15 protein-coding genes are annotated in these 16896 nt (G+C 57.4%); 8 read left to right on the top strand and 7 right to left on the bottom strand.

Annotated elements, in window-relative coordinates:
• Window positions 1-951: an FAD binding domain-containing protein gene (locus FHW37_RS31365; RefSeq protein WP_145643488.1), complete on the bottom strand. Its 951-nt coding sequence runs from the start codon at window positions 949-951 to the stop codon at window positions 1-3.
• On the bottom strand, window positions 948-1586 hold the full coding sequence (gene paoA, locus FHW37_RS31360; protein WP_145643535.1) for an aldehyde dehydrogenase iron-sulfur subunit PaoA: 639 nt from the start codon (window positions 1584-1586) through the stop codon (window positions 948-950). Before paoA ends, FHW37_RS31365 begins: the two co-directional genes overlap by 4 nt.
• A 414-nt stretch (window positions 1587-2000) precedes the next feature.
• Here paoA and FHW37_RS33830 point away from each other — a divergent pair, with 414 nt between their 5' ends.
• Both FHW37_RS33830 and FHW37_RS31355 read left to right on the top strand, forming a co-directional pair.
• Window positions 2001-2195: a hypothetical protein gene (locus FHW37_RS33830; RefSeq protein ID WP_186458496.1), complete on the top strand. Its 195-nt coding sequence runs from the start codon at window positions 2001-2003 to the stop codon at window positions 2193-2195.
• 177 nt (window positions 2196-2372) lie between these two features.
• Window positions 2373-4079 (top strand): glycoside hydrolase family 13 protein, encoded by a 1707-nt coding sequence (locus FHW37_RS31355; protein WP_145643487.1) that lies wholly within the window; start codon window positions 2373-2375, stop codon window positions 4077-4079.
• 20 nt (window positions 4080-4099) lie between these two features.
• On the opposite strand, the gene FHW37_RS31350 is transcribed toward FHW37_RS31355, so the two are convergent.
• From FHW37_RS31350 to FHW37_RS31340, 3 genes are all read right to left on the bottom strand, one after another.
• Window positions 4100-5761, bottom strand: a complete 1662-nt coding sequence (locus tag FHW37_RS31350) for an alpha-amylase family protein (protein ID WP_145643486.1) — start codon at window positions 5759-5761, stop codon at window positions 4100-4102.
• Between the two features lie 303 nt (window positions 5762-6064).
• Window positions 6065-8491, bottom strand: a complete 2427-nt coding sequence (locus FHW37_RS31345; protein WP_246691033.1) for a membrane-bound PQQ-dependent dehydrogenase, glucose/quinate/shikimate family — start codon at window positions 8489-8491, stop codon at window positions 6065-6067.
• Window positions 8492-8724: 233 nt separating this feature from the next.
• On the bottom strand, window positions 8725-9456 hold the full coding sequence (locus FHW37_RS31340) for an alpha/beta fold hydrolase (protein ID WP_246691025.1): 732 nt from the start codon (window positions 9454-9456) through the stop codon (window positions 8725-8727).
• Window positions 9457-9870: 414 nt separating this feature from the next.
• On the opposite strand from FHW37_RS31340, the gene FHW37_RS31335 reads away from it, so the two are divergent.
• From FHW37_RS31335 to FHW37_RS31315, 6 genes are all read left to right on the top strand, one after another.
• Entirely contained in the window at window positions 9871-10713 is an 843-nt protein-coding gene (locus tag FHW37_RS31335; RefSeq protein WP_432442914.1) for an alpha/beta fold hydrolase, read from the top strand.
• A 151-nt stretch (window positions 10714-10864) separates the two neighbouring features.
• Complete coding sequence (locus FHW37_RS31330) at window positions 10865-11884, top strand: MBL fold metallo-hydrolase (RefSeq protein ID WP_145643483.1); 1020 nt, start codon at window positions 10865-10867, stop codon at window positions 11882-11884.
• A 273-nt stretch (window positions 11885-12157) separates the two neighbouring features.
• Entirely contained in the window at window positions 12158-12505 is a 348-nt protein-coding gene (locus FHW37_RS34355) for a hypothetical protein (protein ID WP_246691024.1), read from the top strand.
• Window positions 12402-12719, top strand: a complete 318-nt coding sequence (locus FHW37_RS34350) for a helix-turn-helix transcriptional regulator (protein ID WP_348642857.1) — start codon at window positions 12402-12404, stop codon at window positions 12717-12719. Before FHW37_RS34355 ends, FHW37_RS34350 begins: the two co-directional genes overlap by 104 nt.
• 92 nt (window positions 12720-12811) lie before the next feature.
• Window positions 12812-14023: an MFS transporter gene (locus FHW37_RS31320; protein WP_186458495.1), complete on the top strand. Its 1212-nt coding sequence runs from the start codon at window positions 12812-12814 to the stop codon at window positions 14021-14023.
• Between the two features lie 42 nt (window positions 14024-14065).
• On the top strand, window positions 14066-14512 hold the full coding sequence (locus FHW37_RS31315; protein WP_145643481.1) for a response regulator: 447 nt from the start codon (window positions 14066-14068) through the stop codon (window positions 14510-14512).
• 71 nt (window positions 14513-14583) lie between these two features.
• Here the strand turns inward: FHW37_RS31315 and FHW37_RS31310 are convergent, their stop codons facing one another.
• Window positions 14584-15798 carry a sensor histidine kinase gene (locus FHW37_RS31310; RefSeq protein ID WP_145643480.1) on the bottom strand — a complete coding sequence of 405 codons (1215 nt, stop codon included), beginning with the start codon at window positions 15796-15798 and terminating at the stop codon, window positions 14584-14586.
• Window positions 15798-16640, bottom strand: a complete 843-nt coding sequence (locus tag FHW37_RS31305) for an alpha/beta fold hydrolase (RefSeq protein WP_246691023.1) — start codon at window positions 16638-16640, stop codon at window positions 15798-15800. Before FHW37_RS31305 ends, FHW37_RS31310 begins: the two co-directional genes overlap by 1 nt.
• Between the last annotated feature and the right edge of the window lie 256 nt (window positions 16641-16896).

Below are 16896 nucleotides of genomic sequence, written 5' to 3'. Positions count from 1 at the left end.
TCAACCCCTTGCTTCGAGGATCACGGCGCCGAGCGTGCGCTCGACGAGATCGACCTTGAACTTGTTCTGCTCTGTCGTGCGGGCATCGGCGAGAAGCGCCGCACTTGCAGCCTTCGCTCCTTTCGGCAATTCGGCGTCCGCCGCATCGAGACGCCATGGCTTATGTGCCACGCCTCCCACGGAAATCCGCCCTGTGCCATCGGGTTGAATCACGGCGCCGATAGAAACCAGCGCGAAGGCATAAGAGGCGCGGTCACGGACTTTCCGATAGATATGCCTGCCACCGATCGGTGGCGGCAGGACCACAGCTGTGATGAACTCGCCCGACTTGAGCTCGGTTTCGATATGGGGTGTGTCGCCTGGCAGCCGATGAAAATCCGCCATCCCAATCGACCGCCTGGTTCCGTCCGGCTTGACGGTTTCGACCGCAGCGTCGAGCGCCCGCATGGCGACCGCCATATCGCTTGGATGGGTAGCAATGCAGGCATCACTGACACCGACGACGCCGAGTTGGCGGCTGATACCACCCAATGCGGAACATCCGCTTCCCGGCCGCCGCTTGTTGCAGGGCTGATTGGTATCATAGAAATAAGGACAGCGTGTTCGCTGCATCAGATTCCCTGCTGTGGTGGCCTTGTTGCGAAGCTGGCCCGAGGCGCCGGCGACCAAGGCCCGCGACAGCACACCATAGTCGCGGCGGATTGTTTCATGTGCAGCAAGGTCTGTGTTTCTAACGAGGGCGCCGATACGCAGCCCCCCTTCGGGCGTCGCTTCGATCCTGTCGAGGCCAAGGCCGTTGACGTCGATCAGGTGGCTCGGTGTCTCGATCTCCAGTTTCATCAGATCGAGAAGGTTTGTACCACCGGCGATGAATTTTGCTTCGGGATTTGACGCTGCGGCGCCTGCCGCGGCTTCGACCGAGGCGGCACGCTCATAGGTGAAGGCTCTCATGCGCGTGCCCCCGCAGCTTCGACAATTGCCTCGACAATGTTCGAATAGGCGCCGCAACGACAGATATTGCCGCTCATGCGCTCACGGATTTCCGCTTGCGAAATCGTTGCCTGTTCGGTGAGGCTGCCTGTGACGTGGCTCGGGATGTTTGCTCTGATCTCCTCCAGCACCGCCACGGAGGAACAGATTTGCCCGGGGGTACAGTATCCACATTGGAAGCCGTCATGCTTGACGAATGCCGCCTGCATCGGATGCAGGTTCCCGGGTTGTCCAAGCCCCTCGATCGTCGTGACCTCGTCGCCATCGTGCATGACGGCCAATGTCAGGCACGAATTGATGCGCCGGCCATCGACCATCACCGTACAGGCGCCGCACTGGCCATGATCGCAGCCCTTCTTCGTCCCGGTCAGATGGAGATGCTCGCGAAGCGCGTCGAGGAGCGTGGTTCGGTTGTCGATATCGAGGTCACGGCTTTCGCCGTTGACCTTCAAGGAAATCGTAGAAGTGTAATGCATTGATCTATCCGCAAACTGTGCTGCCGCAACACCAGGCGCGGCTCCTGTCATGGCAACTGTCGCGGCAGACGAGATAAGCAAGTCCCGCCTGGAGATTTCGGGCTGGTTCGTGGACGGCATCTTCTTCTCCGTATCCTGATGATAAGGCGTTGATGCATCCCGGCGCAGAGCCGGCATACCGAAGAAACCGAGTTAGAGCAGCGTGGACATTCGATTAGGGTGGCACCATTCATAGGTGCTATCGTTTCAAATCATGAATTCGGCATATACGCGCTCTCGTAAAGGCGCACCGATATTCTCAATGAAGCGCGCAGACCCAGCTGCAATTTCTAGCGCACGGGCATTCTCGTCGACCTGCCATCCTTTGCCAATGCCGGACTATCCCGCTTGCGCGGAACGTCAGGGTTTGGGACCCGGGGACGCTGCGCAATGTCGGCGTGAGAATGATGAGCTTCTGCGGGCGGCCTTACGAGTGGAAAGTGTGGAACCTTGTTGCGGGAGAGGATGTTGACTGTTCAAACCAGGGAGGCAGACATGTTGGAATTTCTACCAATGATCGGATTGGCGTTGGTTCTGGTCATCGCAATAGGATCGCTTGGCGTCTGGGTTCTGACGCATCGTGGAAGACCTTCAACGGATCAGCGACCACCTGAACAGCCGACCCGCGAATGGCTCAAGCGCGAAGCGGAAAACGGCAAGAAGTTTCGGGCATCGCGCCGTGCTCCCTGAATGGCTCTCATCCTGAGAGGCGGTCTGCGATTTACCTCGCAGGATAAGCCTTTTGGAAGACGGAGATACGAGCGTCTGCAGGATTGCCCGGAAATCGACAAGGCTTTTTAACCTTCCGCTTCTTCACAGCGTTTGCGCCGAATATCCCAGGCAGGGGATGCCAGGAGTGTATGTCCGATGGTTCAAGACGGTCTATTGCGGCCCGGTGTTGCTGCCGGGGCGTCCTCACCAGATACGAGATGGTGGCATTCCGCCGTCATTTATCAGGTTTATCCGCGCAGCTTCCATGATTCAAACGGTGACGGAATAGGCGACATTCCGGGCATCACGTCCAAACTCGACTATCTCAAGCAGCTTGGGATCGACGTGATCTGGCTGTCCCCAATCTGCAGATCCCCGATGGACGACAACGGCTACGACATATCGGACTATCAGGACGTTGCGCCCGAATTCGGCACGTTAGACGATTTCGACCGGCTTGTTTCTGATGCGAAGGACAGGGGGATCGGCATCATGCTCGATCTCGTTGTCAATCACACGTCCGACGAACATCCCTGGTTCGTCCAATCCCGCAGCGGTTCCAACAATCAGTTCCGGGATTTCTATATCTGGCGCAGGCCGGCGCCGGATGGCGGTCCTCCCAACGGCCTGCAGTCCTCTTTCGGCGGTTCGGCATGGACCTTCGATGAGGTTACCCAGGAATATTACCTGCATCTGTTTTCGCAACGCCAGCCGGATCTCAATTGGGAAAACCCGAAAGTTCGCGCGGAAATCTACAGGATGATGAACTGGTGGCTGGCGCGCGGGATCGTCGGTTTTCGAATGGACGTGATCGATTATATCGGCAAACAGGTCGATCAGGAAATCGTCACCGACGGTCCCCATCTTCACGAGTATCTGCAGGAAATGAGCGCCAACACCTTCGGCCAGCGCGATATCGTAACCGTCGGCGAGGCCTGGAGTGCCACGCCTGCGTCTGCCCTGCTCTATTCCGGTCACGATCGCCGAGAGCTTTCGATGGTTTTCCAGTTCGAGCATGTGACCCGTCAATGGGACGACGTCTTCGGCAAATGGCGGCCCAAGCCTTTCGATCTGGTCGAACTGAAGGCAGTGTTCGGAAAATGGCAGCTTGCCTTGGCCCATGATGGCTGGAACTCGCTGTTCTGGGGCAATCACGATCTTCCCCGCGCGGTCTCGCGTTATGGCGACGCGAAAGGTTACCGCGTCCAATCGGCCAAGATGCTTGCGACTGTTCTTCATCTCCTCAAGGGCACGCCCTTCATTTACCAGGGCGAAGAGATCGGCATGACCAACATTCCGTTCTCATCCATCGAACAATATCGGGATATCGAGACGCTCAACATGCATCGCCTGCATCTTCAAGCGGGGCATTCTTCTGAAGAGTTTATTCAGGGCGCAAATCAGAGCGGCCGCGACAATGCCCGCACCCCGATGCAATGGACCGCGGGACCGCATGGCGGGTTTTCGACCGCGGTGCCGTGGATCGAGGTGAACGAGAATTTCGAGACCATCAATGCCGAAAATGCCATGAAAGACGATGGCTCTATCTGGAACCACTATCGGACGCTGATCGATCTGCGGAAAAGACACGCGGTGATCGTCTATGGCGACTATCAATCCTGGTTCGATCAGCATCCGGATGTCTATGTCTACGTCCGAACCTTAGGCAGAGAACGCATTGTCGTCGTGGCAAGTTTCAGTTCGCAGGAAATCACGCTCGACCTTCCCGCCGAACTTGCCCTCAACGGTATCGCACTGGTGTCGAATTATGCTCCGGTCGAAACAGTGGAGCGACATATGACGCTGAAACCCTTCGAGGCTTTTGCCGTGCTGGTAACGGATGGCCCGACGTCTCGCTCGTAAAGTCTCGGTACACGCCGGCGTCAAACCTCGCTGCGTTTCAAAAGATAGTCGAGCCCCCCTGCCCGGTACCAGCGATAGCCGTAGGGCTCGAGAACCATATGATGCAGGCCGCCCTCATCGGCTCGACTGTCGCTGCCATCCGCAATGTCGATCAGCAAATGTCCGTCATCGCCAATGCCCGCGTCAAAGGTGATTTCGACCGGTTTGTCGTGGAAATTATGGATGATGATCACCGCATTGTTGCGCCAGTCATATCGCATCACAAGAACGCCTTGATCTCCACAATCCAGAACTTCGAAAGCCCCCCAACCAATCTCCGGCGCCTCCTTGCGCATGCGGATCATTCGCTCCGTCCAGTTCAGCATGGATTGAGGATCGCGCCGCTGGAAGGCGACATTGACATGCTCGAAGCCGTAGGGGCCCTTCTCGATCACCGGCAGGACCGGCTTGTCACCTTTGGTAAATCCGCCCTGCGGCTCATCCGACCATTGCATCGGCGTGCGTGCACAATTGCGCTCGGGTAGCGAAAGATCGTCACCCATACCGATCTCGTCTCCATAACGAAGAACCGGTGTTCCGGGCAGGGAATACATCAGACTGTAGGCGAGCTTCAGGCGCCGTTCATCGCCACCCAGCATCGGCGCGAGCCTCCGACGGATGCCACGATCGTAGAGCTGCATTGTCTTGTCCGGTGCGAAGGCATCGAAAACCTGCTGCCGCTGCTTTTCGTTGAGCCTTCCGAGGTCAAGTTCGTCGTGATTGCGCAGGAAAACGCCCCATTGCCCGGTATGCGGACGCTCCCGCGTATCTTGCATTGCCTTTGCCAACGGCCGCGTATCGGCACTCGCCATCGCGTAAAACAGCGACTGATTGACGTGGAAGTTGAACATCATCTGCATGCGCTCGCCGTCGTCACCGAAATATTGCAGGTTCTGTTTTGGCACGACATTGGCTTCAGCGAGGATGATGCTGTCACCCTTTCGCCATTGCAGGAACTCGCGAAAGGTCCTGAGCATGTCGAACTGCTCTTTCGGCACCTTCACGTCGGCCCCCTTTTCGGCGATGACGAAAGGCACCGCATCCATCCGGAAGCCTGAAACGCCGAGCTGCAACCAGAACCCCATGATTTTCAGGATCTCTGCCTGAACATGGGGGTTTTCTGTGTTGAGGTCCGGCTGAAAATCGTAGAAGCGGTGGAAATAATATTCCCCCGATTGCCGATCCCGTGTCCAGGTCGTCTTCTGGACACCCGGAAAGACCATGCCTTCATCCGCATTGGCAGGCTTTTTGTCGGACCATACATACCAGTCGCGATAGCGCGAATTCTTGTCTGAGCAAGCCTGCTTGAACCAGGGATGCTGGTCGGACGTATGATTGACCACCAGGTCGATCAGAACACGAATCCCGCGCTGTTTTGCGCCATGGGTGAATTCGACAAAATCACCAAGTGTCCCATAACGCGGATCGACATTGTAATAATCGGACACGTCATAACCGTCATCACGACCGGGCGAGGTCTGGAACGGCATCAACCAGATCGCATTGATCCCGAGCCCGGCAAGATAATCGAGCCTTCGCTGCAGGCCCTGAAAGTCTCCGACCCCATCGCCGTTCGAATCCATGAACGTTTCAACCGAAAGGCAATAGACGACGGCGTTCTTATACCAAAGGTCATTGATCAAGGCAGGGCTCCTGCTTGGTTTCCAAGCATGGCCAAGTGTGGGATCGGGAGAAAGGTTCCCAACGAACGTGCAAATTAGCGCGACCCCCTCGCCACCTTTTTGGTGCGCGCATTTTCGGTATTTGCAATATTTTCCGGAATGAAGCCGCCAAGGTGCAGATAACCGGAATCCTCCCTGATCGGCTCGATGGACTGGCCGATCGGGCGCCAGATGTGACGGCAGGACGTCACGCGTTGCTTGGAAGTTTGCAGAAAAAGCGCGCCATGTGCGGCGCGCTTCTCCACCTTGTCGAATTGCGAACGCTCAGTTCAGCGTATAGGCAATCACGGAATCGCCAGGCGTCGTGCCGAGCGATCCATGGCCACCGGCAGCGACGACGATGTATTGCTTGCCGTCCTTGCCGCGATAGGTCATCGGCGTTGCCTGGCCACCGGCCGGAAGCGCCATCTTCCAAAGCACTTCACCGGTCTGCATGTCATAGCCGCGGATCGCGTCGTCAAGGGCAGCAGCCGTAAACGCCACGCCGCCGGCGGTCGTCAGCGTGCCACCATGGGCGAGCATGCCCATTTCGAACGGGATCGGGAACTTCACGCCGGCAAATTTCTGGCCGGCGACGGTTCCGTTGCGGTATTTCCAGGCGGTCTTGCCGGTCGTCAGGTCGACGCCGACGCGAACACCCCAGGCAGGTGCATTGCACGGTGCAGCGAGTGCAGAGCGGAAATGCTGGATCGACACGGCATAGGGACCGCCGAGGTTTTCGTTGCCGGGCTTGGATTCGCCGCCCGAATTGTCCCCGCCGAACACGCGCTTGTTGAGGTCGCCTGCCGGACGCGGGTAGAGCTGGTAGAGATAAGCCAGATATTGCGGTGTGCCGATCAGCCACTTGTTGACCGGATCGACCGCGATCGAACCCCAGTTGAACACGCCGATATTGCCCGGCCATACGAGCGAGCCGGTGGTGGTCGGCGGCGTCCAGGGGTTTCCGTCGTAACGATACTGATTATAGGTCGTGCGGCACGCCATCTGGTCGAACGGCGTCGCACCCCACATGTCGGCTTCGCGCAGCGCCGCCGGCGTGAAGTTGAGCGACGACATCGGCTGCGTCGGCGACAGCTTTTCGCCGGCAATGTCGGTATTGGTCTTCACCGGCACCTCACTGATCGGCAGGATCGGCTGGCCGTTGGTCCGGTCAAGAACCCACAGATTGCCGATCTTGGTCGGGATGATGATTGCCGGCGTATCGACGCCGTTTTTCGGCAGGTTCAAAAGAACCGGCTGCGAAGGGTTGTCGCGGTCCCAGAGATCGTGATGCGAGGTCTGGAATTTCCACTTCAGATGGCCAGTCCTCAGGTCGAGAGCGACGAGCGCATCGACAAAGGCCTCCTGCTCGGGCGTGCGCGAAATACCAACCTGGTCAGGTGAGGCGTTGCCAAACGGGATATAGGCGAGACCAAGCTTCTCATCGGCGGCAAACTGCGTCCAGGCGACGACCGAGTTCGGCTCGTAATGCTGGCCGGGGGCAAGCGGTGCCGTGTCGTTCGGCTTGCTGGCGTCGAACTTCCAGACGATCTTGCCGGTCCGCACGTCAAACGCCCGGATGACGCCCGACGGATTGTTTTCATAGTAATTGTCGGCAATCGCGCTGCCGAGGATGATGAGATCCTTGGTCACCAGCGGCGCGGATGTCTGCTGGTAGGTGGCGCGGTTGGTATCGATCATGCCTTCCATCAGGTCGACATAACCGTCGGTACCGAATGTCTTGCATAGGGCGCCGGTATCGGCGTTAAGCGCGAACAGGCGAGCATCAACCGTCGAGGCAAGAATGCGGCGCGGGCACTCGGCAACCGCTGCAGCTTCTGCTGCCTGCTGATCGGGCGTGCTGTCGGCAGGCGCGGCATAGGCCGTCGAATCATTCCACGACACGCCACGGCATGTCTGGTGCTGATAGAACGGATCGCGTTTCATCATCGGATCGAACGACCAGCGGACCTTGCCGGTTTCCGGCTCGAGCGACTGGATGACATTGTGCGGCGTGCAGAAATAGAGACCGCCATCAACTTTGATCGGCGTCGCCTCGAACGTGTATTCGGACGAATCCTGATCGGCCTTGCGCAGGTCGCCGGTATGATGTTCCCAGGCGACCTTGAGGCCCTTGACGTTGGCGACATTAACGTCCGTCAGGGCCGAGTAACGCTGGCCGAGATTGGTACCGCCATAGGCGGTCCAGTCGTCGGTAGGATAAGGCGTGCCGCTCGGATCGGTCGCGGCATCCGCGGAAGCCGTCTTGGCCAGTTTGCCGGTGATCGACAACGGATCGTAGAACCAGGCGATGATGCCGAGAACTGCGATAACAGCGACAACGGCACGAAGGGCAAAGACGCCATTGCCGAGGCCCGGCGCCCAAAGCTTATTCGGTCGGTCACGCAGGCTGTTGGTGACGAAGGGCAGGCTGAGCAGCAGGCCGAGGAAGATGACCAGAGCGCCGCGCGGAATCCACTGCCACTTGTCGAACCCGACTTCGTAGAGCGTCCATATGAATGTGACGGCAAGCGTTAAAGAATAAACCAATAGACCAGTCTGGCGCCGCCCAATCAGCAGCCCGCCAGAAACCAAGAGGCCGAGCCCCATAAAAACATAAAATGGAGAACCACCAGCCTGAGCCAGCTTTACTCCATACCAGAGAATAGCCAGACCAAGCAGAGCGGTGATAAACCCTCCGATACGAGACATCATAACGATGTCCTCCTTCTTCCGTGGTTGAAGATGTCGAACGTCCCAGAATAGGGTGTGACAGGAGGCCGCGGCCCCGATATCCGGCCTATTCCTGATAAATCTTGAGTTCCACAATCCAGAAGTTGTTTTATGACCCCGTGATCTATGTATTTCACGCCACCGATGCACAGAAGATCGGCTTTCAAAAGGGAACCAAGCACCCTTGAGGATTGCGCGACGGCATCCTTGATTTAGGTTGGTTGCTTGAGCCGCAAGACCGTCGATTCTACCGCGTCACGAATGACTGCGGCAATCTGCTGCGGCTGGGAAAGCAGGGATAGATGGCTCGCATCAAGCTCTGTGATCTTTGCGTCCAAGCGACTGGCAAGCTCTCTCTGCAATTCGACACTGACGACACGATCGCTCGTCGATACCACATACCAGTTTGGCTTTGCCCTCCAGGCTGCCTTGGTGATCTTGTCACCGAATGTCCCCTTTGCCAGAGGTGTCTGGACGACAGACAAGACCCTGTTTTCCTTCTCAGGGAGATCCTGGCCTACATCGTTGATCCAGCCGTCGACACCCATTCGCAGGAAGCCGTCACCATCATCGACGATGTGAGACAATCCGGGTGGCGGTGTGTAGGAAGCGACGAGGTCCCCGACCGACTGACCTTGCGATGGCGGCAAGGCTGCAACGAAAACCAGCGCCTTCACCTTTGGGTCGTTCCCGGCCTCTGTGATCACGGCGCCACCCCAGCTATGACCAACAAGAACGATGGGGCCCTCGATCCCATTCAGAATGCGCCGGGTCGCGGCAACATCATGCGAAAGAGACGTTGTCGGGTTTTGAACCGCAACGACTGGGATATCGTTGTCAAGGAGAAACGGGATGACCCGCCGCCAACTCGAACCATCCGCCCAAGCACCATGGACGAGCACGACTGTGGGTTTTGCAACAACTGAACTGGTCATCGAGGTCATCTCCATCAAGCGCTTTGAGTGACGCGACGATGAAATGGTACCGATGGCAGGTCTTGGCGGATCTGCTGTAGACTTGTCGTTTCAGACTTTTCCGTCGTGACTGGTCACGGAAAATGCGCCGCGGAAAATCGCTGCACCACACCAATATTACATATTTCCCGCTCTCGAGCCGCGTTTTGTCCAAAGCAGCGACCGATCTTACAATCGAGAGCCATCAGCATCTCCTAAATATGGCTCACTGCAGTCGAGCAGATGCCAAGCCAGCCGGGAGGGCCGCACATGAAGAACGATCTCGAATTTCCTATTCCGCGCCGCCACGCGCTGATCGGAGGCGCTGCGCTCTTCGCCGTTATGGCGCTGCCAGGTTCCGCTTTATCTCAAACCAACTCGAAAACCGCGAAAGGAAACGTTCGGATGACCGAGAGCTTCGTCAAGACCAAGGACGGCGTAGAGATCTTCTTCAAGGACTGGGGTCCGAAGGATGCGCAGCCGATCATGTTCCACCACGGCTGGCCGTTGTCTTCGGACGATTGGGACGCACAGATGCTGTTCTTCCTGGCAAACGGCTATCGTGTCATCGCCCATGACCGCCGTGGCCATGGGCGCTCCCAGCAGGTCAGCGACGGTCATGACATGGACCATTACGCTGCCGACGCATCTGCCGTTGTCGAACATCTGAACCTGAAGAATGCCGTCCATATCGGCCACTCGACCGGCGGCGGCGAAGTCGCCCGTTATGTCGCAAAGTTCGGCCAGCCGCAGGGCCGCGTCGCCAAGGCGGTTCTCGTTTCAGCCGTTCCGCCACTGATGCTGAAGACGGCTTCCAATCCCGGCGGTCTGCCGATGGAAGTCTTTGACGGCATCCGCCAGGGCGTCGCCGCAAACCGCGCGCAGCTGTTCATCGATTTCCCGGCAGGTCCGTTCTACGGCTTCAACCGCCCGGACGCGAAAGTTTATCCCGGCGTGATTCAGAATTGGTGGCGGCAGGGCATGATGGGCAGCGCCAAGGCCCATTATGACGGCATCAAAGCCTTCTCCGAAACCGACCAGACGGAAGACCTGAAGAAGATCACCGTTCCGGTTCTGGTCATGCATGGCGACGACGACCAGGTCGTGCCGATCGACGATGCAGGCCGTCTGTCCGTCAAGCTCGTCAAGAACGGTACGCTCAAGGTCTATCCGGGTTACCCGCACGGCATGCTGACTACGCATGCGGATGTCATCAACCCCGACCTTCTCGCCTTCATCAAATCGTAGTCCAATCAAGGCTTGCCGCTTTCACCCGAGCGGCAAGCCGACTGATTTTCGCACCCTACATCGAGCCGAAAGCCGGAAAAATATGCATGGGTAGCCTCATGTCATACGCAACCGGCGGAGTGCAGTATCAAGCAATAGCAAGGATTTTACGATGGTTGGTCGTTCAAGCGTGATATTCGGCAGTTTGGGCATTGCCACATTGATGGCGATTTTTGCACCCGCGGCGAATGCTGCTGCTCCGATGGCTGGCGGCCAGGCGCCAGGATTTTACCGGATGATGCTGGGGCGTTTCGAGGTCACATCCCTGTCGGATGGGACGCATCCTTTCCCGGTTCACACCGTCCTGACGAAGAACAGGGATGAGGCAGGCAGCCAGTTCGTGCCACTGGACCAGGTTGCGCCGGGTGAGGCCGATGCCCTTCTGGCAGAAAGCCGGCTAACCGTTCCGGTGGAAGGCTCTATCAACGCCTTTCTCATCAACACAGGATCCAAACTCGTCCTGATCGATGCGGGCGCCGGAACGCTTTACGGCGATTGCTGCGGCAAGCTCATCGACAATCTTCGCGCTGCCGGATATGCGCCCGAACAAGTCGACGATATCTATCTGACGCACCTGCACGCCGATCACGTTGGTGGCATTGCGCCCGGCGGAAAGATGGCTTTTTCCAATGCGACCATCCATGTCAGTGACGCAGATGCCAGCTATTGGCTGGATCCCGAGCAGGAAAAGAAGGCGCCTAAACTGTTGACCTCAATGTTCGAGGGCGACAAGGCCTCGGTGAAGCCCTATGTGGAGGCTGGCCGTTTCAAGCCGTTCAAAAGCGGTGAGCAGCTCGTCGCGGGCATCACGGCAATTCCCGGTGCAGGACACACGCCCGGTCATAGTTTCTACATGGTCGAGAGCGACGGGCAGCGGCTTCTCTTATGGGGAGATGTCGTGCACGTTGCGCCGGTACAGTTTGCCGATCCCGATGTGACACTGGCCTATGACAGCGACCCTGGCATGGCGAAAAAGGAACGGATAGAGGTATTTTCCAAGGCGGCCACCGAGAACTACTGGATTGGAGCCGCGCACATTTCTTTCCCTGGAATTGGCCATGTCTCGGCGCGCGATGGTCATTTCCAATGGGTTCCGACGAATTACGACGCCCAACCGACGAGCCCAAAATAATAGCAATCGGTTCGGCGGCGAAGCTCGGTGCGACGTCGACAATGTCCGACCTCATCTTCGCCCGCGCCATGACCAGGCGCGGGCATTTCCGTTGGTACAAATCACGCCAACTGTCATGCCCGAATCCGAGAGCATATTTTTATACTGCCGACCATTATCCGTACGTATATTCCCTTAGGTCTGATGGGTGCCAAACTGGGCTGGATGAACGATATGTGGTCAGATCCAATCCCTGCATGATCCAACTCCAAGAAAAGATCAAAGGAGATGGGCATGGCAAGCAGCACGGTAGTTTCATCGGTCGAGGCATTCGAATTCGACCTCACCTCCTCATCTTGTGAGATCTCTCGTTTGCTCATGAGCGCCATTGATTGTGTCGACTATGATCGGATGGTGGCGGTCGACTTTATCAGAAAGGCGTCGCTATTGCTGAAGGCGATGGCAGGACGTGAGAGAGGTGCCAGCAAGCAGGGCGGGCTCGCGCCTTGGCAGATAAAGCGCGTTGAGCAGATGATCGATATCCGAGACGATTTCTCTGGACGAGCTGGCCCGGACGATCAGGCTGAGCACGAGTTATTTTTCAACCGCCTTCAAGGTCAGCTTCGGAATGTCCCCTCATAACTATATCCTTTCTCGGCGTATCGGGCACGCGAAGCTCCGTATGATAGAGAGCGATGCCCCCTTGTGTGAGATTGCGCTCGATTGCGGCTTGGCCGACCAGGCCCATCTCTGCCGAGTATTCCGACGCATCACCGGGACGACCCCGAGTTCATGGCGGCGTCTTGCAGCACATCCTGATGCGAGCGATGCGGCTTCACTGCGCAGCGCCGCCTGATATGTCAGCCTGGCCGAACCGCCGGGACCACGCAAATCAAATGCCGGAGCATGCTGGATATTCTGGCTGAGCAGCCCCCCCGAGGATATGAAATGACACGGAAAGTGTTTGGCCAGAAGGCCAGCTTTATCACCGCCGCAGGCGTCGTGGCGCATACGATCTGGACCAGTGCCGCTCCGGCACTGACCTACCCGCTTTATGCGCAGAGCTGGCAGCTGACGACATTCGAGACGACGGCGATTTTCGCCATCTATCCGGTTTTCGTCGTTTCCATGCTCGTCGTGTTCGGCAACATATCCGACTATATCGGGCGCCGCGAGGCTATGCTGATCGGCCTGTTTGCCTCGATGCTGGGGAGCGCCCTGTTCGCCGTAGCGCCCGATGTGACCTGGGTCTTTATCGGCCGCGCTTTGATGGGGATCGGCGTCGGCATCTCCGCAGGCCCATCAGCTGCAGCCGTTGTCGAATTCAGCGCCGCCGGCCGGGCCAATCAGGCCGGGGGAGTGTTGGCTGGAGCTCAGGCATTTGGGATGGCAGGAGCGGCCCTGGTTGGCGGTGCGCTGATCGAATATGCTCCATTGCCGACACGCTTGAATTTCATCGTTCTGACGGCACTGCTTGTTGTTCTAACGATCGCAACTTGGTTCTTGCCAAACCGATCGGCATCCCGCCCCGCTGGTGCCTGGCGTCCTAAAGTTCCGTCGCTGCCAAATGGGCTTCTTCCGACATTTGCCGCCGCAACCGCCAGCGTGACGGCGTCTTACGTGCTTGGCGCAATGACCCTGTCTTTGGGCGCCCAGGTTGCCAAGGAAATCGTCGCCTCGTCGAATTCGCTCGTCAACGGCGGCACGATCGCCCTCTTCGCACTCTTTTCAGGGCTGGCAGCGATTCTGGCAAGAAGCCAGCCTCCCAATCGGGTGATGCTTGCCGGCGCCGGCAGCGCGATCGTTTCGTCTGCATTGCTTGCCGTCGCGGCATCATGGCATTCGCTGCCTCTCTATACCGTGGCACAAATCTTTAGCGGTGTGGCCTATAGCCTGCTTCTGTTATCGGGACTGTCACTCATCAACGCTGCGGCACCGGTGACCCATCGCGGTGCCACACTCTCTGCGCTGTTTCTCGTCGCCTATCTTGCCCAGGCGGTCGCCGCCCTGTCTCTCGGCAGGGTCGCCACTTCGATCACTCTTGCCACGGCTGTGGATGTCGGCGCCGGTGTCGTCGTGACCCTGGCAATTCTAGCTCTCATTCTTGATGCCATCCGGAAAACGGCCCATGTGAGAAAGACAGGGAACAAAAGCCGCTGACGCAACACAAACGGCTATCCACTCAACCAGCCATACGTATGGATGATTGAAGTAGGCCTGTTTGTTCTGCAGTCTGTCTGCACGGCATCGGTTCACGATGCAGCGAGGAATGCTCGGGCAATGGTTGAGAAGTGCCTCATTGGAATTGTTGATGACGATATCGACCTGCCGATCGCGTTGAGCAGCCTTTTGCGTTCGCTCGGCTACCGTTCCGAGTGCTTTTCCTCAGCGGCCACGCTCCTCAGCCGGGGGAGCCTTCAGGATTTCTGCTGCATTATAAGCGATGTGCATATGCCGGCCATGACGGGTCTCGAACTTTCCAGACGTCTTGGGGACATTGAAGCAGGCATTCCGATCATCCTGATGACAGGAAGGATGGAAACCGGTCTTGAGGAAAAGGCCTATGCCAGCGGCGCTAAAGCCTTCCTGACGAAGCCCTTCGATTTTGAAAAGCTTTCGGCAACGCTCGAAGAAGCCTTGGTCAGGTAAGCTCGAGCACCATGCATCTTTTAGCCAACCGGCAACAACAACTCACGCTTCGGCCATGAATAACGGTCTCCTCATTGCGTGATCGCCTCCGTCTCCCTTTGCGAAAGGCGGAGCCGGAAACTGAAGCGCGCGCCAAGATGAGGGGACGATTGCAGCTCGATCGTGCTGTCATGGGCTTCGATGATCGACCGGCAGATGGCAAGCCCCATTCCCACCCCTGTTGCCTTGGTTGTATAAAAGCTTTGAAACAGTTTCTCGCGAACGGAAGGATCGACGCCTGGACCGCTATCTTCAACTTCGATGACGGCATTCAGGGATTTTTCTATCCAGGTTCTGATCAAAAGGGTCCGGTTCCACGCTTGGCCATCGGACATTGCCTGAGCGGCATTCAATGCAAGATTGACCAGAACCTGTAGGATTTGGGTGCGATCAGCCAGCACGTCGGGCATGTCTGGCGCCAATTCGAGACGCAGCGTTACCTGGCGCCTGGCAAGTTCAGGCCGCAGGATGATCACAGCTTCTTCAATCAAAGTGTCAAGGGAAATAGGTCCCTGCTCCGGCTTGCCGTGACGGGCGAGACCACGCATGGCCGAAATGATATCCGCAGCGCGCTTGCCGTTGCTGACGATGCGCTGAAGGATTGCTCCGACCTCGGCAAGATCGGGTTCTTCCCGGTTCAGCCATCGCAGTCCGGCCTCAGCATTGGTGACGATCGAGCCGAGTGGCTGATTGACCTCATGACCGATCGATGCCGTCATCTCACCAAGCAGCGTGATACGGGCAGCATGCGCCAACTCGCTCTGCAAGTTTTCGCGCACCTCTTCACTCATCATGCGCGCACTGAAATTCGCCAGGCCGACGCAGATCTCCTTTCCCGCTTCATCCTGCGGGTTCTTCCAGATATTAAAAAGAAGGTGCATTTCGCTACCGCTCGGCGAACGAACCTGCGCCTCAAACGCGATCTGATCGGAACTGCGGAAAAACCTGATCATTCCATCAACAAATGCCCGACGGCTTTCCTCGTGGAGAGCCGGGCCAAGCGACGAATGCGTGTCTTCCATACCCCCAAGCAGTTCGCGCGCAACCTGGTTGGCATATGCGACCGGTGTGGAATTATAGAGGGCGCATACCGTGTTCTGATCCATTTTGCGGACATCTGGAAGCGCCCCTGCCGCTCCCAGTTCGTCAATCATCGCCTTTGTCCGATCAGCATTCAAAACCACGATGCCAAATGGCATCGCGGCATAGGCCGGATCAAAGCGCGCAGAAGGATTATCTTTTTGCATCACTGCCGAAGGAAGCTGAGAATATCGCTGTTCAACCTGTCCTTATGCGTGAAAAGCAAGCCATGCGGCGCATTCTCATAGACTTTCAGGACCGCGCCCGGCAGCAATTCCGCCGCCTGCTTGGCGGTGGCCTTGAACGGAACGAAGGCATCGTCCTCGCCGTGGATGATCATTACAGGAATGTTGAGGCCGCGGATATCCGGCCGATAGTCGGTCATCGCGCATGCGGTGACGGCGTCATGCGACGCCTTGAGAGAAGATTGCATTGCAATCTGATGCAGCTGGATCAAGCTTCCTTCGCTCACGGCCGCACCCTCGCGGTCCGCTCCGAAAAATAACCGCGCAAATCCGCGAATGAACTCAGCACGGTCTGCTTTCAGACCGGCTCGGACCCCGTCGAAAACAGCCTCCGGCACCCCATTCGGATAATCCTCACTCCAACCGAGCTTCGGGGTTGTTGCGCCGATCAGAATGACGCGGCTGACACGCCCCGTGCCATGCCGGCCAATATACCTGGCTATTTCGCCGCCACCCATTGCGTAACCGACGAGTGTGACGTCCTGCAGGTCCAGCGTTTCGATCAGCTCGGAAAGGTCGTCCGAAAACGTATCATGATCATAACCATGCCAAGGCTGGTCTGACCGCCCAAAACCCCGCCGATCGTGGGCAATCACCCGGTACCCTTCTTCGGCCAGATACATCATCTGGTTTTCCCACATGTCGGAGCTGAGTGGCCAACCGTGGCTGAAAACAATCGCCGGCCCGGTACCCCAATCTTTGTAATAAAGGCGCGTGTCATCCCTTAGTGTCAGTATAGGCATCGCAACCTCATTATCAGGCAATTTTCATCAAAGCGAAACGCTAGCATCGATGCGCTAACGGAGCTATGGCGATTTCTTGCATAGCAATAATTAAGTCGAGAAAAGCTTCTCTTCGTTCAACTCTCAATACTTTTGTTCAAAATCACGCTGAGGTTTCGCGAGCACATAAGGCTCTTCCTGTTTTGACCGGCCGCGCGATTGTCACAGGTGGTCAACAATGAAATTTTTTGTACGGGTCTTGGAACCAGATTGATCGTCGCGCGTTTGTGGGCTCGAC

Source organism: Neorhizobium alkalisoli (assembly GCF_007829835.1).
Lineage (GTDB): Bacteria > Pseudomonadota > Alphaproteobacteria > Rhizobiales > Rhizobiaceae > Neorhizobium.
Note: the sequence above shows the minus strand (reverse complement) of the source record. Positions and strands in the feature narration are given on the sequence as shown.